This is a genomic window from Micromonospora krabiensis (assembly GCF_900091425.1).
In the GTDB taxonomy this organism is placed as follows: Bacteria; Actinomycetota; Actinomycetes; order Mycobacteriales; family Micromonosporaceae; genus Micromonospora; species Micromonospora krabiensis.
Map to the genome: position 1 here is coordinate 4,566,933 of NZ_LT598496.1, position 20,941 is coordinate 4,587,873.

Genomic DNA, 20,941 nt, shown 5'->3' on the forward strand with positions numbered 1-20,941 from the left:
AAAGCCGCCCGCCAACCGCCCGCCCGAGCTGGTGGCGGTTGCCGCCTGGCGGCGCTGCCGCTCGCCGTGGCCCGATCAGGGCCGGGGCGCGTGGCGCACCCAGGCGTGCTTCTCGTCCCGCCGCCGGCCCTCCGTGGCGGCCAGGCAGCGGGGGCAGATCCGCCCCACCGGATCCTCCCCGGTGAGCACGTCCGTCGACGCGTAGTCGAACCGCACGTGCGGAAACCGGCGCAGCCGGGTACGGCTCAACGGCAGCCCGCAGACCGTCTGGTTCTGCCCCGGCAGCCAGGCGTGCACCTCACCGGCCGGCTCACGTACGCCCGTGGGGCCCGTCTCCTCGCCGGAGGCCGCCACCGCGGGGGCGCTGGTCATCCGCATGCCGGTACCGGTTCCCCGTCCCGGCCGCCCCATGCGCGCCCCGCCGGCCGGCTTGATCCACTCGTCAGTCACCTTCGTCCGGTAACCTGAGCGCGCGGGCCGCTAGCTCAATGGCAGAGCTGTGGACTTTTAATCCATAGGTTCAGGGTTCGAGTCCCTGGCGGCCCACACACTTCTCCGACCTGCGGCTCTTGGATGTACCACAGTCGTCATGCGAATCAGTTGATCCAGGGTCCGAGTCTTCCCTGGCGAGCGAGCGACGCTGCATGCATAATGAATGCATGGTTGCTCTCCAGATTCGGGACGTGCCAGAAGAAGTGCGAGACGCCCTGGCAGCCCAGGCCAGGGCGCGCGGGCAGTCACTCCAGGCATACCTGCTGGAACTGGTGGAGACGCAGGCTCGACGGCTGCGCAACACGGCGGCCCTTGATCGCTTCGCCGGCCGATCCGACGGTGCTCGCTCTCTGCCGGGGGAGAGCGCCGCAGAGTTGAACGACCAGCGGGAGCAGCGCGGACCGTGGGGAAGCGCCGCGTGATCGTCGTGGATGCGTCGGTTCTGGCCGACGCTCTGGTCGATGATGGGCCGGTCGGGGACGCGGCACGGACGGAACTGACCGGAGATCCGCACTGGGCCGCGCCGAGTCATCTTCTGGTCGAGGTCATGTCCGTGATCAGGGGCAAGGTCCTCGGTGGGAAGCTCGGCCTTGCCCGGGCTCACGAGGCGATCGACACCCTGCCTTCGTTGGTCATCGACGAGGTTGGCGTCGCGATGCTGGTTGACCGGATGTGGCAGATGCGGGGCAATGTCACGGCATACGACGCGGCTTACGTCGCGGCGGCGGAGTTGATGGCCTGCCCACTCGTGACCGGTGATGGTCGGCTCGCCAAGGCCAGCGGTATCCGCTGCGAGATCCGACTGCTCGCCGCGTCCTGACGGCGACCGCCCGAGGATCATCGTCCTAACGCCCCCTGGACCGGCCATCCTGAGTGGAAGCGGCTCACCGACAATCGTCACACTGTGGTTCGCATGGTGGTACCTCCGGCCCACTCTTCCGTAGGTCAGCGGCCTTGAAGGGGCAGCAGTGTCACGACCAGGGCTGATACAGCTGCCGGCGGATTGGACTCCCGCCGGACCGCCTCTGTGGGAACCGGCCAGATGCTGGACCGGCTCTCGATCATCCCGTCGACTTTCGGCTTATCAGGTCATGGGTGGTGCCGAGGCAGGTGCAGCCGCGACGGGAGCGGGCGTGGTGACAATCCGGGTTGCCCAGGAGTCATGAGCCGCCAAGGCAATCTCGGTGATGCGTTCCGAGAAGAGCCGAGTTCGCGCTTCGTCAGTCGAAGCGCTCGCGAGGGCGTAACGGCCGGCCTGTTGCTCGTAGAGAAAGCGCTCGGCATGGAGTTGGTTCTGTATCGACCGAGCGAGCGCCCAGTGCTCCTGAGCCTTGGTAGCAGCCAGCAGGGTCGTCGCGAGGGCAGTACCGCCACTGACGGCAGCGACCAACCACTTCGGAACGGCCGGTGCCGTCGCCAACACCGTGGCGGAGATTGCCAAGGACACGCTGAGGTAGACAAGGAGTATCGAGATGCCCTTGTTGACCCTGGCGCGTCGGCGCCAATTGCTTTGGAGGTACTCCCAGCGTCCCAGTGCCCGATCCTGTAGAGCCTGCAACTCGCTCGCATTCGGCATGTATTCATCCTCGCGCACGCCGCCAGAGCGGCTGCCCTCAGCTCAGTAACGGTGACGGATCATCTGGACCGCGAGCCGCGCAGGACGATCCAGCGGTACCGCGAGGCAGCCTGAAGGCAGCAACACCTACGGCCAGGGTCGGCCAGCGACGCCATCGACGAGAAGCGGCCCCTGTGTCGACCCGTCCGACGAGACCGTCCGCCCCTCGTCAATACAGCGGACCCGGATCCAGAGCGAGGTTCGGCCCGAACCGCCAGCGGAACGGCTGTCGACAGCAACGCGACCGGACGGCGGCACACTGACGAGCCCAGGCCGAGAGGACCGCCAGCAGCCCAAGCCGGAACCCCTGTGAGGAGAGCTGTCCGGCTTCTGGTCCCGCCGGGTCGATCGCGAACACCGGCTGGTGTATCGAATCACCAAGGACGACGTCGAGATCATCGCCTGCCGCTACCACTACGGCGACCGGTAGCGGACCGGGCTGGAACCAGGAGCGTCGGAGGATCCACATCGCCACCCGGGGTGCACGTTCAGGTCGGCCAGGAGCGAGGCGCACGTCCGCCGGGGGACTGATCCGCTGCTGTGCGGCTGGCCCTCGACGTCGTTGCCGCGTACCAGCCGGACTCGCAAGGCGACTGCGGGAACCTGCAATGCGTCGGGCAGCCGGGCATGTGCGCTGCGGCCCGCAACGCCCGCAGTGCCCTGAGCCTCGCTCGCACCAGCCGACCGGCGCCTACTCGGCCGACGCCAGCGGCGAGCCGGGGTCGCGCTCCCCGTGCCCGTCCGCCAGCGCGGTGAGTCCTTTGGCTGGTTCACCCGACCGACGTCGGTGCCGGCCCGGTTGACGGAGCCGCTGGCGGCCTGACGCTGCGATGGTGCGGGCCGCCCATCGATGGGTATGCCGAGCGTGCGGCGGCGTGTGGGCCACAGGCCGCGCATTGCGCGGGCTTCCCTGCGTCATGAGGCTGGCCGTCTGTTGGGGCCGGGGGCACGGTTCTGGGGAACTCGGCGTCGTGGTGGGTGTCGGTGTAGGGCAGGTCGATCAGCCGGTGACGGCCTGCGCTCGGGCCGCACAGTTGCCAGACCTGCGAGGCGGGGCTGGCGTCAAGTGCGGTGCGGAGTTCGGCGGTGGTGGTGGCGATGATCGCCGTCAGGGCGATGCCGGCGAGACGATGGTGCAGGTTCGCCTCGCGGCGGGCGGAAGGTAGGTGGAACAGGACCGGCCATGCCCAGGTGCTCGTGGAATAGAGCCCTTCGTACTTGGCGATTTTCTCGGTGAGGATGCCGAGGCGTTCGCGGCCGGTGTCGTACTCGAGGAAGAAGGGTACGGACCGTCCGTGCTCGGTCCAGACGCCGGCGCCGTCGGGGCGGGGCAGCCCGGTCCGTCCGTGGACCATCATCTGTGGGTTGCTGCCATCCCGGTAGAGCACTCCGGGTTCATGGAAGGCGGAGGCGGGTTGCCAGCGGTCCAGCCGGCTGTCGGGGTGGGTGCGGGCGTGGGCGGTGAGGTCGATGAAGACCTGGTTCCCGCCGAGCAGGTGCGGCAGGTCCGGCCGCGAGGTGAGGGATTGTTTGCGGCGGCGGGCCTGGTCCCGGCGTGGCCGTCCGAGCCCGCGTTGGGCGTGGACGTGCTCGTAGCCGAGTTGGTCTAGCACGTAGTGGTAGGGGTAGGAGCCGCCGTAGGCACGGTTGGGTCGGAATCGGTCTGTCGCGCGCAGGACGGTGAGGCGGCGTAGGCGCCGTTGAGCAAAGTCCAGGGATGGGAACAGGGCGGTGGCGATCTGGTCGGTGGTGAGGACGCCATGGTCGTAGAGCCAGCCGAGGAGGCAGTCGTCGCGGGCGGTGATGCTGGCCTGTAGCCGCAGCAGCGGATCCGCAGCGGGTAGCGGTTTACGCATGGGCGGCCCCTGGGGGGAGACCCCAGACTGGAGGGTCTGTCTGGAGCGGTGTCGAGCTGGTGAGAGCGGCCGTGACCTGGGCAGTGAGCGGGATCAGGGGGTCAGTTCGGGGGTCAGGATCAAAACGGACGGTGAAACGGGGATCGACATGGACACCGACACGGCCGGCCATACCGGGCCGGGCGAGCGCGTGCCGTGAGAGGCTGTGTGAGTCGCGCCGGACGAGGCGCTCGTGGTGTTCACTGTGCGAGGGCATCATCGTTGTTTCTCCTGGCCGGTGTACGAGTAGGCGAAGTGCGCTGATCCGCCGCTAGCGGTGGGCGGGAGCGCGGTGACAGGTCCGGTCAGGTTCTGTCAGCTCGCGGGCTTCTGACCTACGGGTGCTGCTCTGACAGCGGAAGCGCGGTCTGACAGATGTTGCGGGTCAAGAGTTCTTTCACTCGGCCTGGCGCGGTGACAGATCCGGTGCGGGCGGGGCGGTCTCGGCGCGTAGGACGCGCACGAGCGCGGAGGCGGTGGCGTTGGACAGTTGGTGCCCGTCAGCGCGGAGCTGTCGGGCGAGGGCCTTGCGGGACAGTGGTGTCTCTTGGGCGGCCAGGGCGTGGAGGGCGGTCCGGGCGGCCGCGACCAGCGCGGCGACCTCCGGCGCGTTGTTCCCAACCGGCGCCTGGCCGTTCGCCGGTCCGGGACCGCCGGCTGCTGGTCCAGTGAGGCGGGGACCGCGGCGGTGGAGTCCCGGACCGCAGCCGTGCCGGCGTGGACCGGCGCAGACGGTCCGGGGACCATCTCCCGGTTGTCCGGGACCACCTCTCGGGCGTCCGGGACCGTCTCCCGGTTGTCCGGGACCGTCTCTCGGGCGTCCGGGACCGCGGCGCTGGTGGCGAGCGCCGGTCCGAGCTCGGTCCGGACGGTCCGGGCGGTCTGATTGAGTGGGGCGGGGTCGGCGCGGCCGAGTGCGATCTTCACCATTGCCATGAAGCCGAGCGCCGGCAGCGCGGCGGCGATCCAGCCGATCACCGACGCCTCCGCCTCCACGACCTGAGCGGACAGGGCCAGGAACACTGCCACCGCTAACACGGTCGCCGAATGCGCAGCTCGTGCCCAGGCGCCGGTTTCGGCGCAGCTCCAGGCCCCCCGATCGACGTCAGTTCCAGGACGACCGCGTCCGCCCACGCCAGCCAGCCCGGCTGGCCGTGTGCGGCGGCGACGTCATGGACGTGGCGAAAGGACGCCGCGCCGGCCGCGCCGCCGATCAACAGCATGATGAACACCTGGACCTGGTTTTCCAGCCGCTCCCGACCGGACCGTACAGGGGTGGACGGGCCGTGCGGTCGATGCTCAGGCCTTGCCAACGGCCCACCATTCGTCCACAGGTAGTCCATGCGTGGCTCCGAGCAGCGTGGTCGGGCCGATGCGGACCGCGACGACAGACGCGACGGCCACAGCCGTCCGGCCTGTCAGGTTGATATTGAGTGAAGTCAGGTTGATGCTCCGTGTTGGTCGCAGCTTCGGTGGAAGTGGCACGGAGCCGCCGCCGGCGGGGGCGACGGCTCGTCCTGCCGCTACCAACTTGGCCAACACCCACCTGTCGTTGCCAACGGAGACAAGTCGGGCGATCGGGTGTCCGCGGTCGGTGATCTCGACGGTCTCGCCACCGCTCACCCGAGCCGGCACCTGACTTGTGTTCGGGTTCAGCCTCCCGGCGCCGAGTGGCGCGTCCTGAAGCGCTCGGTATTCAGCGTTGCTATCTACCGGTACCTAGTGCTACTTTCTACCGATAGTCAGCGTCACTTGGTAGCGAGGAGATGATGGCATGGGCAACCAGATGACCGAGATGCTGAAGGGCACTCTCGAAGGCATCGTCCTGGCGATCCTGGCCCGACGATCCGCGTACGGCTACGAGATCACCGCGTGGCTGCGCGACCGCGGATTCTCGGACATCGCGGAAGGCACCATCTACGCGCTGCTCGTCCGCGTCGAGCAACGCGGCTTCGTGGACGTGGCGAAGGTTCCCTCCGAGAAGGGGCCCCCGCGGAAGGTCTACTCGCTCAACGCGAAGGGGCGGGAGCAACTCGCGGAGTTCTGGGGGACGTGGAGCGTCCTCACGGAGCGCATCGAGCAACTTCGCGACAACGACAACCGACAGGACGAAGGAGCATGAACATGGCCGCGAAGTGGATCGAGACGCTCGTCGGATCGCTCGACCAGAAGAAGCAGTACAAGCAGCACATGGCCCGCATGGAGGCCCTGCCGGAACCGCACCGCAGCGCGGCCAAGGCCCTTCAGCGGTACTTCATGTACCAGGGCGGGATCGTCGACGGGAACACCCTCATCACGATGTTCGGCGACTTCGTCGACCTCTGGGAGCGTGCGGCGGCCGACGGCACGCCGGTCCGCGCGATCGTCGGCGACGACCCGGTCGAGTTCGCCGAGACGTTCCTGCGGGCGTACTCCGGCAAGCAGTGGATCGACAAGGAGCGCGAGCGCCTCCGGACGGCGATCGACGCCGCCGCCGGCGACACCAGCGGGGAGGAGAGGGCATGACCACCAGGACGCGCGAACCCGCGATCAGCGTGCGGGGCGTCACGAAGTCCTACCAGGATCTGCACGTGCTGCGGGGGGTCGACTTCGACGTGCCGGCGGGGAGCATCTTCGCCCTGCTCGGCTCGAACGGCGCCGGTAAGACCACGCTGGTGCGGATCCTGTCGACGCTGCTGAGGGCGGACACCGGCACCGCGACCGTCCACGGCTTCGACGTCTCGACGGCTCCCGGTGAGGTACGCAGGTCGATCAGCCTGACCGGCCAGTTCGCCGCCGTCGACGGAGTGCTCACGGGCCGGGAGAACCTGGTCCTGGTCGCGAAGCTCCGCCACCTGAGCAATCCGGGTGCGGTCGCCGACGACATGCTCGCCCGTTTCTCGCTCACCGATGCCGGGAATCGCCGGGCGGCGACGTACTCGGGCGGCATGCGCCGGCGGCTGGACATCGCGATGAGCCTGGTCGGCAACCCGCCGGTCGTGTTCCTCGACGAGCCGACCACCGGCCTCGACCCCCAGGCCCGCATCGAGGTCTGGCAGACGGTGCGGCAGCTCGCCAAGGACGGCACCACCATCCTGCTGACCACCCAGTACCTCGACGAGGCCGAGCAACTCGCCGACCGGATCGCGATCCTGCACCAGGGCACGATCATCCAGAACGGCACCCTCGCCGAGCTGAAGCAGCTCCTCCCGACCGCCAAGGTCGAGTACGTCGAGAAGCAACCCACCCTCGAGGACGTCTTCCTCGCTCTCGTCGGCCAGACCGCAGGAGATTCCCGATGACCACCCACGCCCTCAGCGACACCGGAACCCTCACCGGCCGCTCCCTGCGTCACATCCTCCGCAGCCCCGACACGATCATCACCACGGCGGTCACCCCCGTCGCGATGATGCTCCTCTTCGTGTACGTGCTGGGTGGCGCCATCAACACCGGATCCGGCGGGTCCTACATCAACTACATGCTCCCCGGCATCCTCCTCATCACGATCGCCTCCGGCATCGCCTACACGGCGTACCGCCTGTTCCTCGACATGCAGGGCGGCATCTTCGAGCGCTTCCAGTCGATGCCGATCCCACGACCGTCCGTGCTCTGGGCGCACGTCCTGACCTCACTCGTCGCCAACCTGGCCTCGCTCGTGATCGTCACCGGCGTCGCGCTGGCCATGGGGTTCCGCACCGGGGCATCCGTGGCCGACTGGCTCGCCGTCGCCGGCATCCTGATCCTGTTCACCCTCGCCCTCACCTGGATCGCCGTGATCGCGGGCCTGTCCGCAAAGACCGTCGACGGCGCGAGCGCCTTCAGCTACCCACTGATCTTCCTGCCCTTCATCAGCTCGGCGTTCGTCCCCACCGACTCGATGCCCGGCCCGGTAGCGTGGTTCGCCGAGAACCAGCCGGTAACGTCCATCGTGAACACTCTCCGCGCTCTGTTCGCGCAGCAACCGGTCGGCGACGACACCTGGATCGCCCTCGCCTGGTGCGCCGGCCTGCTCGTGGCCGCCTACGCCGCCGCGACTGCGATCTATCGCAAGAAGATCAGCTAGCCGACCGCAGGAAGACAGCGCCGCATCTACACGGATGCGGCGCTGTCCCGTGCGTCAGGCTGATCGGCGAGGCACCGGAGGTACCTCGCAGTCGTGCTGTTGGTCGCCGGCAGCAAGGCGGGAGACTGGACGCGGTGGTAAGAGGAGGGAGGGCTGTTGGGCGCTTCGATGACTGGGCTACCGACACGTCAGCCCGCCGTAATGCTCCGGGACAGGGCGCGACGGCCGGCCGCTGGCCGTATCGGGTCAGGAAGTGCGTGGCGCGTCCGGCTAGAGGATCTAGAGATCCTGCGTCCAGACACCGGCTGGATGGTTCTCCGCGTGACACCGTCAGCGCTTCGGCCGTCACGGAGGTCCTGATACCGATCTGTCACGCAGGTCCCAAGACCGGACAGCTCCGGGGAAGCATGTCTAGTCCCACCATATGCTTGACGAATCCGTCCCAGGACCTGCTTGCCGGTTGACCTAGGTTTACCGTGCCGACTTTGCGGAGTCGGTAGGTTCTGGCCGCCCGACTGTGCGGGCTGTGCCGTGAGGACGGGAGGGTCATGGACCACGTGGATCAGCGAGCTGTGCATGACCATGAGTTGTGGGAGTCGGTCGTCACGGCGGCTCGCGACAGGGTCGGGCCGCGGCAGGCAGCGATGGTCTCCGATCATGGGCTCAGCGGCGATGTGCAGTACCACTGGTCGATGGACGACGCCACCATCGTCTGGTCGCGTGGTGGTCGGGACTTCCTCCACGGCCGGATCGCGATGATCGGCAGTGTGGATCACGTCCAGCAGACGTGGTTGTGGTCCTGGGCCAACGACTCTTTGCCGCGGGCGGTGCTCGGTGACATCACCGCCGTTCGCCGCTACGGTGAAGAAAACGCTTTTCCCTTGTTGGTCTGGCCGAGCTTCCGCGCGGAGCAGAAGCCGGTAGCGCAGGCCAGGATCGTTGCCGCGGATGTGCTGGCGGCCGAGGGGTTGTGGTTCGAACCCGGCGACGAGGTGGACCTGCACTTCGCGATTCACGATCTGCGCCGGGTCTGAGGGGCGACCGCTGCGGGAGCGGGCAGCAGCGGTGGACACGTCGCATGCAAGCGGGGCCGACTGGCCTTGATGTTGCGCACGGGCTGCTCGGTGGTTCGCCGGACGGTGCGGATGCCGTCGTCGCAGGCGATGGCCAGCTCGGTGTCCGTGACGTTGTGGTGACGGTCTTGCCGGCGCGCACGCGGCCCAAGGCGACTTTCTGCCCGACGACCACGACCACCCCACTGTTGGAGGCCCGACGCTGGACCTGCACCGGTCCGGCCGCAGGTCGTGGGGCCTACCGGCTCAGGCGGGTCCAGAGGCCGCGTAGGCGCTCTCGCATCCCGCTCACCTTCTCGGTGCCGACGTGCTCGACGGGCATGGTGACGACCTCGCCGCGGTCGTGGTCGAAGTACGACAGCTGTCCCGCCTGCACGAACACCACCTCGCCGACCGCCAGTGGCACCTCGGCGGCCACCGTCCACACGGTTGCGGGTTGGATCGTGTAGAGCCGCTGCAGGGTCAGCCGGGTCACGCCGTCCACCAGCTCGCGCTTCAGCAGGGCGTACGGCGTCCAGGCGTTGACGCGGTAGGACAGTCCGACCCAGGTGAGGCCATTGTTCGCCGTCGCGTCGAGGAAGGCCGACCGCTGCACCAGGCTTCTCCCCCTCAGGAAGCCGTAGCGGGCCGGCGCACTGCGGCCGGGTGAGATCGGCGAGCGCTCGCGGTACGCGGAGTTGTCGGTGCAGGGGTGCTTGGGCCAGGGTGGTCCCACTTCGTCGAAGAAGACCCGGCTGCCGTGTTCGTTGGAGTAGTAGAAGACCGACGCCCCGCACACGGGGCAGCGGGCGTTCGGGCGCAGCCAACGCTCCGAGAAGCTCCGTGGGGGCCGCGGCAGGCGTGGCCGCGCGGCGACCGTGGGCCGGTGCGGGCTGCCGTACGTCTGCCGCGTCGGTCGGGAGGCGCCGGAGCGGGTCACCGAGTGGGTTTCGACCCAGTGCCGGCCACCGCCGGGGCTGCGTCTCCAGTGTCCGCGCCGCCGATAGGTGGTCATCGGGCCCGGGATCGTCGACGGTCGGAGGCAGGTGTCACCCGATGAGTCTCGCCTCAGATGGTTGCCCGTGCACCCCGGCGATCGGGGGACTGCCCATCGGCCGGGCAGTGCGGTCGTGCGGCACGGAGGTGCGGCAACCGGCGAACAAGATCAGCCGGCACAGCCCGGGCACCGGGGCCTGGCGTCCACCGCGACCCCGCTCGCACCGGCAGCGCGCACGTCGGCGTTAATCGGTGGCACGGGTGGCGGCGATCGCGCAGGCTCGGGCCGTGACGAGCAGCGATCTGTGGGACGAGGACACCGCCCGGCGGTACGACGACGCGTCCGCCGGGATGTTCACGCCGGAGGTCCTCGACCCGGCCGTGGATTTCCTCGCCCGGCTGGCGGGCGGCGGGCCGGCCCTGGAGTTCGCGATCGGCACCGGCCGGGTCGCGGTCCCGCTCGCGGCCCGGGGTGTGCCGGTGGCCGGGATCGAGCTGTCGCAGCCGATGGTCGACCAGCTGCGCCGCAAGGCGTCCGCGGCGGAGATCCCCGTCGTCGTCGGTGACATGGCGACGACCACCGTGCCCGGCGAGTTCTCGCTGGTCTATCTCGTCTTCAACACCATCGGCAACCTGCGTACGCAGGACGAGCAGGTGGAGTGCTTCCGCAACGCGGCCCGGCACCTGGCGCCCGGCGGTCGTTTCGTGATCGAGCTGTGGGTGCCGGGTATCCGGCGGTTTCCGCCGGGGCAGGCGGCGGTGCCGTTCGACGTGAGCGACCGGCACCTGGGCTTCGACACCCTGGACATGGTCACCCAGCAGGGGACGTCCCACCACTACACGCACCTTGCCGACGGCAGCGTCCGCTACGGCGCCAGCAACTTCCGCTACATCTGGCCCGCCGAGTGTGACCTGATGGCCCGACTGGCGGGTCTGGTGCCCGAGCAGCGGGTGGCGGACTGGCACGGTGCGCCCTTCACGTCGGAGAGCGAGAGCCACGTGTCGGTGTGGCGCAAGCCGCTCGCCGCCGGCGCCTAGTCTCCGCCGGTCGTCCTCCTGCCGATGTCGTACCACGGACGGCGGGGCGGCGGGGCGGAAGCGATGACGACCCCGCGGCCGGTCGTGTCGTTGATCCGGCTGCACCCCCTGCCACCGGGCACCACGGTGGGGGCACGATCGTCGAGGAGGGGACGCCGATGACCCGTCAGCGGGAGACCGTCGAGGTCGAACCGGAGCTGTTCCGCGCCGTCTACGACTCGCCCGCCGCGCTGCCCGGCCGGCACCGCTGGACCACCCCGGAGGCGGACGTACGGCGGTTGGAGAAGTTGCTCGGCATTCCGGCGCGCAGCATCGGCGCGCCGCTGTGGGTGAGCGGCGACGCGCCGGACTGCCCGAAGTGCGGCCGCCGGGTGACCTGGTACGACATCGTGTCGTCGGCCCTGGACGGGGTGCACGACCGCGCCATGATCGCGACGGTGATCCTGGGCGACCGCAAGTACGTCAACACCGAGGTGCCGGCCGCCATCCCCGGCGTGAGCTGCGCCGACTGCCACACGGTGATCGAGGGGCTGCGCAGCTTCAAGTGCCACAACTGGGCGTACGCCTTCGAGGAGCTGGCGGAGATCCGCCAGCAGATGTCCGGCGGGCTCGACGTGGGGTGACCATCAGTGGGATTCCCGGCGCGCGGGTCGCCGGCCGGGCGGGAACAGCGGCTCCGGACCCGGTTGCGGCACCGCGGGCATGGGCCGGACGACCGGGGTGTCGCCGGTGACCCGTAGCCGCTCGCCGTCGTGCCACACCTCGACGGTGGTGGCCGCGTCGGCGTCGGGCAGCTCGTAGCGGGCCTCGTCGCGCGTCAGCGTGACGCGGAGACGGTGGCCGTGCCAGAGCAGCGAGAACGCGAGCCGGTGGAGGCGGCTGGGCAGCCGGGGCGCGAAGGAGAGGATCCCCCGGTCGTCGCGCATCCCGCCGAAGCCCTGCACCAGCGCGAGCCACGACCCGGCCAGGGAAGCCAGGTGCAGCCCGTCGGCGGTCTTGTCACCAAGGTCCCGGAGGTCCTGGAGCACCGACTCGGCGAACAGGTCGTACGCCAGGTCGAGGTGCCCGACCTCGGCGGCGAGCACCGCCTGCGGGCCGGCCGACAGGGACGAGTCGCGGACGGTGCGGGCCTCGTAGTACGCGACGTTGCGCGCCTTCTCGTCGGCGGTGAACTCGCCGGGGCAGCGCAGCATGGCCAGCACCAGGTCGGCCTGCTTGACGACCTGCTTGCGGTACAGCTCCAGGTACGGGTAGTGCAGCAGCAGCGGGTAGTCGTCCTCGCTGGTGTTCTCGAAGTCCCACTCGGGCCCCGACGTGAACCCGGACGACTGCTGGTGCACCCCCCGCTCGCGGTCGTACGGGACGAACATGGCGTCGGCGGCGGCCCGCCACGCGGCGACCTCGGCCTCGTCCACGTCGAGCCGCGCGGCGCGGTCCGGGTGGCGTTCGACGGCGTCGGCGGCACCGCGAAGGTTGCGCCGGGCCATGAGGTTGGTGAAGACGTTGTCGTTGACCAGGCCGGTGTACTCGTCCGGGCCGGTCACCCCGTGGATGTGGAAGCTGCCGGTCTCCGACCGGTGGCCGTACCGGTGCCAGAGTCGGGCCGTCTCCACCAGCAGGTCCAGCCCCGTCTCGGCGAGGAACGCGTCGTCGCCGGTGGCGGCCACGTAGCGCAGGACCGCGTCGGCGATGTCGGCGTTCACGTGCAGGGCGGCCGTGCCGGCCGGCCAGTAGGCGGAGCACTCCCGCCCGCCGATGGTCCGCCAGGGGAAGGCGGCCCCGGCGAGCCGCAGCTCGACGGCGCGTTCCCGGGCCTCCGGCAGGTGCGCGTGCCGCCACCGCAGCGCCGACCGGGCCAGCGGCGGGTTGAGGTAGGTGAGCACCGGCAGCACGTAGCTCTCGGTGTCCCAGAGCACGTGCCCGTCGTAGCCGTTGCCGGTCAGCCCCTTGGCCGGGATGGTCCGGTCGCCGTCCGCGCGGCCGGCCTGCATGAGGTGGAACAGCGCGAACCGGGTGGCCAGCTGAAGTTCCAGGTCACCGTCGAGTTCCAGTTCGGCGGTCCGCCAGGTCACGTCCAGGGTGGCCCGCTGGGTGTGCAGGAGGGTGCCGAAGCCGTCGGCGCGGGCCGCGGCCGCCTCGGCGACGACCAGGTCGGCCAGTTCGTCGGGGCCCATTCCGTCGACCGGGGTGCACTCGTGCGCGGCGAACTTGGTGAGCCGCAACCGTTCGCCCGACCGCAGCGGGCCGGTGAGGGTCAGCCGGAGCCGGTCGGGGGTGCAGTCGACGTCGGCGGCGACCGTCGGCGGCGCGTCGACCAGGTGGGCGACGGCGACGGCTACCCGCTGCCCGCTGTGCTCGGTGCGGTGGACGAGCACGCCGTCCAGGCCGTCCGACCGGCGGCGCTCGGCGGTCAGCGGGTCGGTGATGACGGTGGCGGCGCGAGGGTCATCCGCGCGTTCCGGCAGTCGCTCGTTGGCCAGCAGGTCGGAGCAGACCCGCACATGCACCGTGGCGTCCAGCGGCTCCACCTCGTAGCGGACGGCGCCGATCGGGCGGCGGTGCAGGGACACCAGCCGGACGCTGCGGATCCGCACGCCGCGACCGCCAGGTGAAATCCACTCCGTCTCCCGGCGCACCACACCCGCGCGTAGATCCAGGATCCGCTCGTGGGTGCGCAGCGTGCCGGTGCGGACGTCCAGCGGCTCGCCGTCGACCCAGAGCCGGATCAGGGCCGCGTTGGGCACGCTGACGACGGTGTCGCTGATCTCCGGGTAGGCGTACGCGTCCTCCGGGAAGCTCAGTTTCCGCTGCTCGTAGAAGCCGTTGAGGTAGCTGCCCGGCATCCCGTACGGCTCACCCTCGTCGAGGCAGCCGCGCCACCCGAGCCAGCCGTTGGCCAGCGCGAAGAGCGACTCCGTCTCGGCGAGCCGGTCCAGGTCGGCGGCCGTGTAGCGGATCTGCCAGCTCTCGTCCGCCTCGGTCGACGGGGTGCCCGGGCCCTCGGCCTCATCCGACTGCCCGACCGTGGCGGTGGTGCGCAACCGAGCCTCCCGTACGTCCGACGTCTCCGGATCGGTGATCCGGCTGTGCGGTCACTGAGACGAAGGTCAGGGATACGTCCCGACCATCGCACACTGCGGTGATGTCCGTGGGATCAATACCCTTTCCCAGGGTGAACGGCGTATGAACAAAAGGTGAGGTGATTCATGGTGGAGATCGACGCGACCGGCGTACCGGAGATCAGCGCGGACTGGTACCAGGACATCGTCGGGGTGGCCGCCGACGCCCCGGAACCGGTGCGGTGGTTCGCCGGGCACTTCACCGAGGGCGTGGTCGTGCTGCTCGGCGTGCTCCTACTGACGGCGGCCCTCCTCCGGCTGCGCGGCGGGTCACCGCGGCGACGGGCGGTCGCCCTGGTCGCGCCGGTGCCGGTCGTCCTGGCGTACGCGTGCAGCGAGTGGCTGAAGACGGTGGTGGACGAGGACCGTCCCTGCCGTACGTTCACCGAGCCGATCATCGCGAGCGCCTGCCCGCCCCCGGGCGACTGGTCCTTCCCCAGCAACCACGCCACGATCACCGCCGCGCTGGCCGTCGCCACGCTGCTGCTGTCCCGCCGCCTCGGGTTGGTCGCCGTGCCGTTGGCCCTGCTCGCCGCCTTCTCCCGCACCTTCGTGGGGGTGCACTATCCGCACGACGTGGCGGCGGGCGCGCTGCTCGGCACGCTGATGGTTCTGCTGGTCACGCCGTTGCTGGCCCGACCGACCGCCGAGGTTCTGCGTCGGCGCGCCGGCACCGACCGGCCGCTGCCGGACGCGGTGGGCGGCGCCGGCCGGCGCTGAACCGGTGCCGGTCGGCGGCATCTTCGCTCCGCCGGTGGGCGCGAGCCGGCCCAGCCCGTGGACGCGGGCTCAACCGGTCAGCAGCAGGGCGGCGGCCGTGCCGAGCACGAGGAACGGGCCGAACGGCACGTGGCTGGACCAGCGGACCCGACGGGCCACCAGCAACCCGAGGCTGACCAGGGCGGAGAGCGCCAGCGCGAGCAGCAGGCCGGCGACGAGGACCGGCCAGCCGTACCAGCCGAGGAGCAGTCCTGCCCCGAGCGCGAGTTTGGCGTCGCCCAACCCGAAGCCCCGCCGCCCGAGTAGCAGGGTGGTGGTGGCGAAGAAGAGCGCCAGGCCGACGCCGGCCAGGGTGGCCCGCAGCCAGGGGCCACCGCCGGCGCCGCTGGACGCGGCGAGCCCGAGCAGCACCCAGGTCCCGGCCGCCGCCGGACCGGTCAACCGGTCCGGCAGCCGGTGCACCGCCACGTCCACGAAGCAGAGCGGCACCGCCCAGCCGAGCCACCAGGCGACCGCCGCCAACTCGGCGGCGGTTTCGAGGTCCGCGGCGGGTGGCCGGAGCAGCGCCAGCACCAGCAGGGCCCCGAGGAGGGCCAACTCCACCGCGAACGGTGGTGCCCCGACCCGGGCGCGGCACCGCCCGCACCGGGCGAGGGGCCCGAGCGCGGGCCACGCCCGGCGCAGGCTCACCGGCGCGCCGCACGCACCGCAGCCGGCTGCCGACGGTTGACCCGGCGGTACGGCGTCGCGCAGCACCGCCAGCCGCAACAGGGGTACGACCGCCAGCACGGCGAGCACGGCACCGGCGCGACCGGCGGGGGTGGCCGGGGCGGGGGTGCCCGGGATCGGCCCCGCGGGGGTGGGCGGTGGGCCGGTCAGCGCCACGGCGACCTCCCGGAGTGGTCGCCGGAGCCGGCGAACGCGAACACGGAACGTAACTTAACGATCGCTCTGGTGTAGCGGATGGCGCAGAAAGGGACCTCGCGCGCGGGCCGCTCGGCGGCCCTCGCGGACCGCGCCTCCGCGTCTCGTGACGCCGGAGCCGGCACGGAACCCCGCGGCCCACGGCACGGAACCCGTTCCCGCCGCGCCGCAACCGCACCGAAGCGCACCCTCGCCACCGGCCACCACCACCTGTCATCACACAGAGTGTTCGAATGAATTGCCTCTGTTGCATCGGCGAACGTCAGCCTATGCTCGCCCCTTGGGTGTGACGCAAGACTCATCGACCTGATTGGAAGATCTCGAACTTCGCATTGGTAAACGATCCGTAAAGGTAAATGCGGCAGCGGTTTCCGCAGCCCCGGATGTGACCATTCGGGCGCGCTTCCGCATGCCCGGCGGCCGACGAGTCGGCCGGTCGCCGGTCGCCACCGAGGAGGCACGGCGGTGCGAGGACGGCAGCTCAGCCGAACGGCAACCTGCCTGTTGACAGCCATGGCGCTGGCATCCGTGACGGCTTGCGGAAGCGGTCGGGAGGCGGCGGTGCGGCCGCCGGACCGTCCTCCCGCGCCCGCCCCGGCGGACCGGGCCACCGATGAACGGGCCGCGGAAAAGGCCGCACTGGACGCGTATTCCGGCTATCTCGACGCATCCCGCACGGCGGGTGGACGAGGTGATCCGCATGCGCCGGAACTGTCCCGGTTCCTCGCGGATCCGCTGTTGACCCGCGTCCGAATGGCGATTCTTCAGGCGAAGGAGCATGGCGCGATGCGTACCGGGACGCTGAAGTCGGATCCCAGCGTGACGGCGGTGAGCCTGGACTCCGTACCGGCCACCGTGGACATCCAGGACTGCCTCGACGCCACCGGATACCGGCTGGTCTACGTCAAGGACCGGCGGGTGGTGCCCGGTAGCGGGGGCAAGCGGTACCTGGCCACCGCCACCGCGACCCGTTACGCCGACGGGCGCTGGCGGATCAGCACCGGCGCGGCCCACCAGGACCAGCCGTGCTGACCTGGGGAGGAAGGGGCGTCCCGGTCCGTCCGCCCCGGGCCGGGACGTCCCGCCGGGCGGCCGCGCTCGCCGGGCTCGGGCTGGTGCTGCTGCTGGTCGCGGGAGCCGCCGGGCCGGCGGCGGCCGGCCGGGCCGACCCGGGCGCCGAGTGCCCGCCGGAGCAGCACGACTGCAGCGTCTGGGACGACGACCCGGGCACGCCCGGCGGCGGCGGGGACGACGGGGACGACGGCGGCGGGGACGACGACGGCGGGGGTGGCGGTGGCGGCTGCCACTGGAACGGCCGGACCGTGAAGTGCTACCACGAGGTGCTGGGCTGGTTCAACAACAGCGACGGCTGCTACTACAAGCTGGAGCAGCCGCAGCCGCCGGACACCCCCGAGGGCAAGCAGTGGTACCTGCTGACGTGCAACGGCGGTGACCTCGGTGCGCAGCGCTCGGAGCTGCTCGACGGCCCGCCACCCGGCTACGGCGCACCGCCCGACCCGGCCGAGCTGGCCCGCCGGGCGCTGGCCCGGATCGGCATCCAGCCACCCCGGATCGCGGTCGCACCCCGTCGCGAGACCGGGCCCGGCCTGGTCGGGCTGCCGGTCTGGATGTGGGCGAGCCCCGGCCGGCAGTACTTCGGCTGCCCGGCGGAGGACCCGGACTGCCCCTCCCCGGTGATCCGTGAGTCCGAGAGCGAGCGCGGGCTGACCGTGTCGATCGAGGCCCGCTTCGACCGCATCGTCTGGCGGATGGGCAACGGCGAGGAGGTCACCTGCCACGGTCCCGGCACCAGATACCGGGTGGACGGCCCGCGCGCCGGCCGCACCTCACCGACCTGCGGCTACGACAAGGGCTACCCGAAAGCCGACACGTACGGCGTCAGCGCCCGGACGTACTGGACGGTCCGGTGGTGGGCCGACGGCGTGGAGGGCACCCCGATCCCGGTGACCCGGACCAGCGGGACCGCGCAGATCCAGATCAACGAACTCCAGGTGGTGACGCGATGAGCACGAGAAACCCGCGGCGCGGAACGGCGGTGGCCCGGTGAGCCTGGCGACACGCAACGGGACGGGACCGGTGGAGGCGCCGGTCAGCCCGCCCAAGGTGGTCCGGCAGCGCCGGACCCGGCCCGGGTTGCTCGGCCTGGCCGTGCTGCTCATCGCGCTCGGCGGGCTCGGCGCCGCGTTCGCGGTGACCTCCGTACGAGCCACCGGAAGCTACCTGGCGGTGGCCCGGCCGGTGGAGGTCGGCCGGCAACTCACCGCCGACGACCTGGTGCCGGTGCAGGTCTCCGGCGGTCCCGGGCTGGCGCCGGTGCCGGCCGACCGGCTCGACGAGATCGTCGGCAAGCGGGCGGCCGTGTCGCTGACCCCCGGCACCCTGCTGACGCTGGCCCAGCTCACCGACGACCCGCTGCTCGGCCCCGGCCAGCAACAGGTGGCACTCGGTCTGGACGCCGCCGAGGTGCCCGCGCGCAAGCTGCACCCCGGCGACCGGCTGCTGCTGGTCAGCACCCCGGACGACAAGGCCGACGCGTCGGCCTCCGGCGCCGGCACCCGGTTCGAGGCAACGGTGATCGACAGCAGCACCAAGGACGACGACGAGATCGTGGTCTACCTGGCGCTCGCCGTCCGGGACGTGCCCGCCGTCGTCGCCCTGAACGCGCAGGACCGCATCGCCGTCGTGCTGACCCGGGCGGCCTGAGCATGGCGATCATCGCGCTGGTCTCGGCGAAGGGCTCGCCGGGCGTCACCACGGCCGCGCTGGCCGCCGCGCTGACCTGGCACCGGCGGCTGGTGCTCGCCGAGTGCGACCCGGCCGGCGGCTCGATCCTCGCCGGGTTCCTCGGCGGCGCTCTGGACGGGCCGCGCGGCCTCGGCGAACTGGCCGTCGGTGAGCTGCGCGACGGCAACCTGGAGACCGCTTTCTGGTCCCAGCTGGTCGACCTGGACGCGCCCCGCCGGGAACGGCTGCTGCTGCCCGGGGTCGTCGACCCCGCCCAGTCGGGCAGCGTCACGCCGCTGTGGCAGCGGTTCGCCGACTTCTTCGTCGGCCTGGAACGCGGCACACCCCCGTACGACGTGCTCGTCGACTGTGGCCGGCTGCACGTCACCAACCCGCCGTGGCCGCTGCTGCGCGCCGCCTCGGTGGTGCTGGTGGTGAGCCGCTCCGAGCTGCCCGACCTGTCCGGGGCGCAGGCCACCGTGAAGGCGATCGAACGGGACTTCGCCGAGCACCGGGTGCCGGCGGGCACCCTGCGGCTGCTGCTGGTCGGCAACGGGCACGGGCGCGCCGAGGTCAGCCGGGCGCTGAAGCTTCCGGTGATCGGACGGCTGCCCGACGATCCGCGTACCGCGCGGGTGCTCGCCCTGGGCGGCACGGTCCGCGCCGGACGGCCGCTGATGCGCGCGGCCGGCGCCCTGGAGGTGCCGGTCGGCGCGCTGCTGGAGCGCCGCCGGGCCCGGTTGACCTGGCCCGTCGCGCAGGGGGTGCCCGATGCGCTTTGAGCCCGTCTCCGCCGACCCGCGGCAACAACCGCCGACCGCCACGTCCGTCACGCCGCCGCTGCCCCCGGCGAACGACCGGCACCACCCGGCGCCGGGCGCGACCGCGACCGCGCCGCGGACCGAGCCGCCGTCCCGCCCCCGGGTCGACTTTCACGTGGTCCGCGAGCTGCGGCGCGAACTGACCGAACGGCTCACCCGGTGGCAGCGCGGACGGGAGTTCACCGCGGACGAGGAGGACACCGAGCGGGCCCGGCTCGCCGTGGCGGTCGTAGCCGAGTACGCGGACTCCGTCCGCCGGGCCGGCACACCGATGCCGGCGGGCGAGGAGCGGCTGCTGCTCGACCAGGTGACCGCCGAGCTGGTGGGCCTCGGCCGGCTCCAGACCCTACTGGTCGACGACACGATCGAGGAGGTGCACATCCTCGGCTGCGACCAGGTGCGCATCACCCGGCACGGCGGAGGGGTGGACTGGGCGGAGCCGATCGCTGACAGCGACGCGGAGCTGGTGGAGATCCTCCAGGCGGCGGCGCGGCGGGCCGGGGCGACCGAGCGGTCGCTGTCCACCTCGAAGCCCACCCTGGACCTGCAACTGCCCGACGGCAGCCGGCTGGCCGCGGTGTTCCTGGTCAGCCACCGCCCGTACGCGGTGATCCGCAAGCACAACACGCTCGACGTCAGCCTCGACGACATCGCCGGCTCGCGGGGCGACCTGGACGAGATGATCGATCCGCTGCTGCGGGACTTCCTGCGCGCGTCCATGCGGGCCGGGCTGAACATCATGGTCGCCGGCCTGGCCGGGGCGGGGAAGACCACCGTCATCCGGGCGCTGATGAACGAGATCCCGCCGGACGAGCCGTACGTGCTGCTGGAGGAGAGCCGGGAGCTGCTGCCCGCCCGCCGCCACGAACGCCACCGGGCGGTGATGAGCTTCGAGGCCCGGGAGGGGCACGGCGAGCGTGGTCTCGACGGCCGTCCGGCGGGTGAGGTGACCATCGCCGACCTGATCCCCGTCTCGCTGCGGATGGGCGTACTGCGCATCATCGTCGGCGAGGTCCGGTCCCGCGAGATCGTCCCGATGCTCCAGGCGATGACGACGAGCCGCGGCTCGATGTGCACGATCCACGCGCGCACCCCGGCCGGCGTGGGTGAACGCATCGTCGAGCTGGCGCTGGCGCACGGCCGGGAGATGACCGTGGACCAGGCGCGGCGGATGGCCGGCAACGCTCTCGACCTGATCGTCTACGTGACGGTCGAGGACGAGACCGGCATCGGTGGGCGCAAGCACCGGTTCGTCTCGCACGTCGAGGAGGTCATCGGGGCCGGCGAGCACGGGCGCATCATCACGACCGCCGTCTTCGCCCCGGGTCCCGACGGGCGGGCGGTCCCCCGGCACCTGCCGGAACGCGTACGCGAGCAGCTGCTGCGGGTCGGCTACGACGCCCGGCTGCTGTCGCGGTGGATCGAGGCCGGCACCGGCGCGTGGCGACGGCCCCGGCACTCGCGGTTGGGACGGCGGTGACC

21 protein-coding genes, 1 tRNA gene and 2 pseudogenes are annotated in these 20,941 nt (G+C 71.2%); 17 read left to right on the forward strand and 7 right to left on the reverse strand.

The window, feature by feature from the left end; genetic code table 11:
* Positions 1-75: 75 nt before the first annotated feature.
* The gene (locus GA0070620_RS20820) at positions 76-372 is read right to left on the reverse strand and encodes a hypothetical protein (RefSeq protein WP_231921880.1); all 297 of its coding nucleotides are present in this window, start codon (positions 370-372) and stop codon (positions 76-78) included.
* A gap of 102 nt (positions 373-474) precedes the next feature.
* On the opposite strand from GA0070620_RS20820, the gene GA0070620_RS20825 reads away from it, so the two are divergent.
* From GA0070620_RS20825 to GA0070620_RS20835, 3 genes are all read left to right on the forward strand, one after another.
* A tRNA-Lys gene (locus GA0070620_RS20825) sits at positions 475-546 on the forward strand.
* Between the two features lie 113 nt (positions 547-659).
* Positions 660-914, forward strand: a complete 255-nt coding sequence (locus GA0070620_RS20830; RefSeq protein ID WP_018729706.1) for a FitA-like ribbon-helix-helix domain-containing protein — start codon at positions 660-662, stop codon at positions 912-914.
* A complete protein-coding gene (locus GA0070620_RS20835; protein WP_091593394.1) occupies positions 896-1,312 on the forward strand; it encodes a type II toxin-antitoxin system VapC family toxin in 417 nt (138 codons plus the stop codon). Before GA0070620_RS20830 ends, GA0070620_RS20835 begins: the two co-directional genes overlap by 19 nt.
* A gap of 264 nt (positions 1,313-1,576) precedes the next feature.
* Here the strand turns inward: GA0070620_RS20835 and GA0070620_RS20840 are convergent, their stop codons facing one another.
* Positions 1,577-2,068: a DUF4231 domain-containing protein gene (locus GA0070620_RS20840; protein WP_091593396.1), complete on the reverse strand. Its 492-nt coding sequence runs from the start codon at positions 2,066-2,068 to the stop codon at positions 1,577-1,579.
* Positions 2,069-2,426: 358 nt separating this feature from the next.
* Here GA0070620_RS20840 and GA0070620_RS33710 point away from each other — a divergent pair, with 358 nt between their 5' ends.
* A complete protein-coding gene (locus tag GA0070620_RS33710; RefSeq protein WP_269456584.1) occupies positions 2,427-2,537 on the forward strand; it encodes a type II toxin-antitoxin system YoeB family toxin in 111 nt (36 codons plus the stop codon).
* A 514-nt stretch (positions 2,538-3,051) separates the two neighbouring features.
* Here GA0070620_RS33710 and GA0070620_RS20855 read toward each other — a convergent pair.
* Positions 3,052-3,963, reverse strand: a pseudogene (locus GA0070620_RS20855) (replication-relaxation family protein); the annotation flags it as partial.
* Positions 3,964-4,399: 436 nt separating this feature from the next.
* A pseudogene (locus tag GA0070620_RS20860) lies at positions 4,400-5,345 on the reverse strand (DUF2637 domain-containing protein).
* Positions 5,346-5,776: 431 nt separating this feature from the next.
* Between GA0070620_RS20860 and GA0070620_RS20870 the strand changes: the two are divergent.
* The 5 genes from GA0070620_RS20870 to GA0070620_RS20890 all read left to right on the forward strand — a co-directional run bounded on the left by GA0070620_RS20870 (position 5,777) and on the right by GA0070620_RS20890 (position 9,078).
* The gene (locus GA0070620_RS20870) at positions 5,777-6,124 is read left to right on the forward strand and encodes a PadR family transcriptional regulator (RefSeq protein ID WP_091593399.1); all 348 of its coding nucleotides are present in this window, start codon (positions 5,777-5,779) and stop codon (positions 6,122-6,124) included.
* A 2-nt stretch (positions 6,125-6,126) separates the two neighbouring features.
* Entirely contained in the window at positions 6,127-6,507 is a 381-nt protein-coding gene (locus tag GA0070620_RS20875) for a DUF1048 domain-containing protein (protein ID WP_091593401.1), read from the forward strand.
* Complete coding sequence (locus GA0070620_RS20880; protein ID WP_091593403.1) at positions 6,504-7,283, forward strand: ABC transporter ATP-binding protein; 780 nt, start codon at positions 6,504-6,506, stop codon at positions 7,281-7,283. The genes GA0070620_RS20875 and GA0070620_RS20880 overlap by 4 nt, the downstream gene beginning before the upstream one ends.
* Positions 7,280-8,044, forward strand: coding sequence for an ABC transporter permease (locus GA0070620_RS20885; protein ID WP_091593405.1), 765 nt, complete (start codon positions 7,280-7,282; stop codon positions 8,042-8,044). The genes GA0070620_RS20880 and GA0070620_RS20885 overlap by 4 nt, the downstream gene beginning before the upstream one ends.
* A gap of 548 nt (positions 8,045-8,592) precedes the next feature.
* Positions 8,593-9,078, forward strand: coding sequence for a DUF6882 domain-containing protein (locus tag GA0070620_RS20890; RefSeq protein WP_231921882.1), 486 nt, complete (start codon positions 8,593-8,595; stop codon positions 9,076-9,078).
* Positions 9,079-9,355: 277 nt separating this feature from the next.
* On the opposite strand, the gene GA0070620_RS20895 is transcribed toward GA0070620_RS20890, so the two are convergent.
* A complete protein-coding gene (locus GA0070620_RS20895) occupies positions 9,356-10,111 on the reverse strand; it encodes a hypothetical protein (RefSeq protein ID WP_157741686.1) in 756 nt (251 codons plus the stop codon).
* Between the two features lie 269 nt (positions 10,112-10,380).
* On the opposite strand from GA0070620_RS20895, the gene GA0070620_RS20900 reads away from it, so the two are divergent.
* The gene (locus GA0070620_RS20900; protein ID WP_091599111.1) at positions 10,381-11,130 is read left to right on the forward strand and encodes a class I SAM-dependent DNA methyltransferase; all 750 of its coding nucleotides are present in this window, start codon (positions 10,381-10,383) and stop codon (positions 11,128-11,130) included.
* Between the two features lie 158 nt (positions 11,131-11,288).
* Positions 11,289-11,753, forward strand: coding sequence for a hypothetical protein (locus tag GA0070620_RS20905; RefSeq protein WP_091593410.1), 465 nt, complete (start codon positions 11,289-11,291; stop codon positions 11,751-11,753).
* 3 nt (positions 11,754-11,756) lie between these two features.
* Here GA0070620_RS20905 and GA0070620_RS20910 read toward each other — a convergent pair whose 3' ends face one another.
* Positions 11,757-14,087 (reverse strand): glycoside hydrolase family 65 protein, encoded by a 2,331-nt coding sequence (locus GA0070620_RS20910; RefSeq protein WP_231922454.1) that lies wholly within the window; start codon positions 14,085-14,087, stop codon positions 11,757-11,759.
* Between the two features lie 249 nt (positions 14,088-14,336).
* Between GA0070620_RS20910 and GA0070620_RS20915 the strand changes: the two genes are divergently transcribed.
* Positions 14,337-14,969, forward strand: coding sequence for a phosphatase PAP2 family protein (locus tag GA0070620_RS20915; RefSeq protein ID WP_091593414.1), 633 nt, complete (start codon positions 14,337-14,339; stop codon positions 14,967-14,969).
* 69 nt (positions 14,970-15,038) lie between these two features.
* On the opposite strand, the gene GA0070620_RS20920 is transcribed toward GA0070620_RS20915, so the two are convergent.
* Positions 15,039-15,815, reverse strand: a complete 777-nt coding sequence (locus GA0070620_RS20920; RefSeq protein ID WP_231922455.1) for a prepilin peptidase — start codon at positions 15,813-15,815, stop codon at positions 15,039-15,041.
* A 591-nt stretch (positions 15,816-16,406) separates the two neighbouring features.
* Here GA0070620_RS20920 and GA0070620_RS20925 point away from each other — a divergent pair.
* The 5 genes from GA0070620_RS20925 to GA0070620_RS20945 are packed head-to-tail and all read left to right on the forward strand — an operon-like array spanning position 16,407 to position 20,939.
* Positions 16,407-16,925 carry a hypothetical protein gene (locus tag GA0070620_RS20925; protein ID WP_091593416.1) on the forward strand — a complete coding sequence of 173 codons (519 nt, stop codon included), beginning with the start codon at positions 16,407-16,409 and terminating at the stop codon, positions 16,923-16,925.
* Positions 16,919-17,920 (forward strand): hypothetical protein, encoded by a 1,002-nt coding sequence (locus GA0070620_RS20930; protein WP_091593419.1) that lies wholly within the window; start codon positions 16,919-16,921, stop codon positions 17,918-17,920. The genes GA0070620_RS20925 and GA0070620_RS20930 overlap by 7 nt, the downstream gene beginning before the upstream one ends.
* 37 nt (positions 17,921-17,957) lie before the next feature.
* On the forward strand, positions 17,958-18,617 hold the full coding sequence (locus tag GA0070620_RS20935; protein ID WP_091593421.1) for an SAF domain-containing protein: 660 nt from the start codon (positions 17,958-17,960) through the stop codon (positions 18,615-18,617).
* Between the two features lie 2 nt (positions 18,618-18,619).
* Positions 18,620-19,420: a P-loop NTPase family protein gene (locus GA0070620_RS20940; protein WP_091593424.1), complete on the forward strand. Its 801-nt coding sequence runs from the start codon at positions 18,620-18,622 to the stop codon at positions 19,418-19,420.
* Positions 19,410-20,939 carry a CpaF family protein gene (locus GA0070620_RS20945; protein ID WP_091593426.1) on the forward strand — a complete coding sequence of 510 codons (1,530 nt, stop codon included), beginning with the start codon at positions 19,410-19,412 and terminating at the stop codon, positions 20,937-20,939. The genes GA0070620_RS20940 and GA0070620_RS20945 overlap by 11 nt, the downstream gene beginning before the upstream one ends.
* Positions 20,940-20,941: the final 2 nt, after the last annotated feature.

Bases quoted from the DNA above. Each gene is read 5' to 3' on its own strand.
- GA0070620_RS20820 (WP_231921880.1), bottom strand. From the start codon at position 372: ATGACCAGCGCCCCCGCGGTGGCGGCCTCCGGCGAGGAGACGGGCCCC.
- GA0070620_RS20830 (WP_018729706.1), top strand. From the start codon at position 660: ATGGTTGCTCTCCAGATTCGGGACGTGCCAGAAGAAGTGCGAGACGCC.
- GA0070620_RS20840 (WP_091593396.1), bottom strand. From the start codon at position 2,068: ATGCCGAATGCGAGCGAGTTGCAGGCTCTACAGGATCGGGCACTGGGA.
- GA0070620_RS20870 (WP_091593399.1), top strand. From the start codon at position 5,777: ATGGGCAACCAGATGACCGAGATGCTGAAGGGCACTCTCGAAGGCATC.
- GA0070620_RS20875 (WP_091593401.1), top strand. From the start codon at position 6,127: ATGGCCGCGAAGTGGATCGAGACGCTCGTCGGATCGCTCGACCAGAAG.
- GA0070620_RS20880 (WP_091593403.1), top strand. From the start codon at position 6,504: ATGACCACCAGGACGCGCGAACCCGCGATCAGCGTGCGGGGCGTCACG.
- GA0070620_RS20885 (WP_091593405.1), top strand. From the start codon at position 7,280: ATGACCACCCACGCCCTCAGCGACACCGGAACCCTCACCGGCCGCTCC.
- GA0070620_RS20890 (WP_231921882.1), top strand. From the start codon at position 8,593: ATGGACCACGTGGATCAGCGAGCTGTGCATGACCATGAGTTGTGGGAG.
- GA0070620_RS20895 (WP_157741686.1), bottom strand. From the start codon at position 10,111: ATGACCACCTATCGGCGGCGCGGACACTGGAGACGCAGCCCCGGCGGT.
- GA0070620_RS20905 (WP_091593410.1), top strand. From the start codon at position 11,289: ATGACCCGTCAGCGGGAGACCGTCGAGGTCGAACCGGAGCTGTTCCGC.
- GA0070620_RS20915 (WP_091593414.1), top strand. From the start codon at position 14,337: ATGGTGGAGATCGACGCGACCGGCGTACCGGAGATCAGCGCGGACTGG.
- GA0070620_RS20925 (WP_091593416.1), top strand. From the start codon at position 16,407: ATGGCGCTGGCATCCGTGACGGCTTGCGGAAGCGGTCGGGAGGCGGCG.
- GA0070620_RS20940 (WP_091593424.1), top strand. From the start codon at position 18,620: ATGGCGATCATCGCGCTGGTCTCGGCGAAGGGCTCGCCGGGCGTCACC.
- GA0070620_RS20945 (WP_091593426.1), top strand. From the start codon at position 19,410: ATGCGCTTTGAGCCCGTCTCCGCCGACCCGCGGCAACAACCGCCGACC.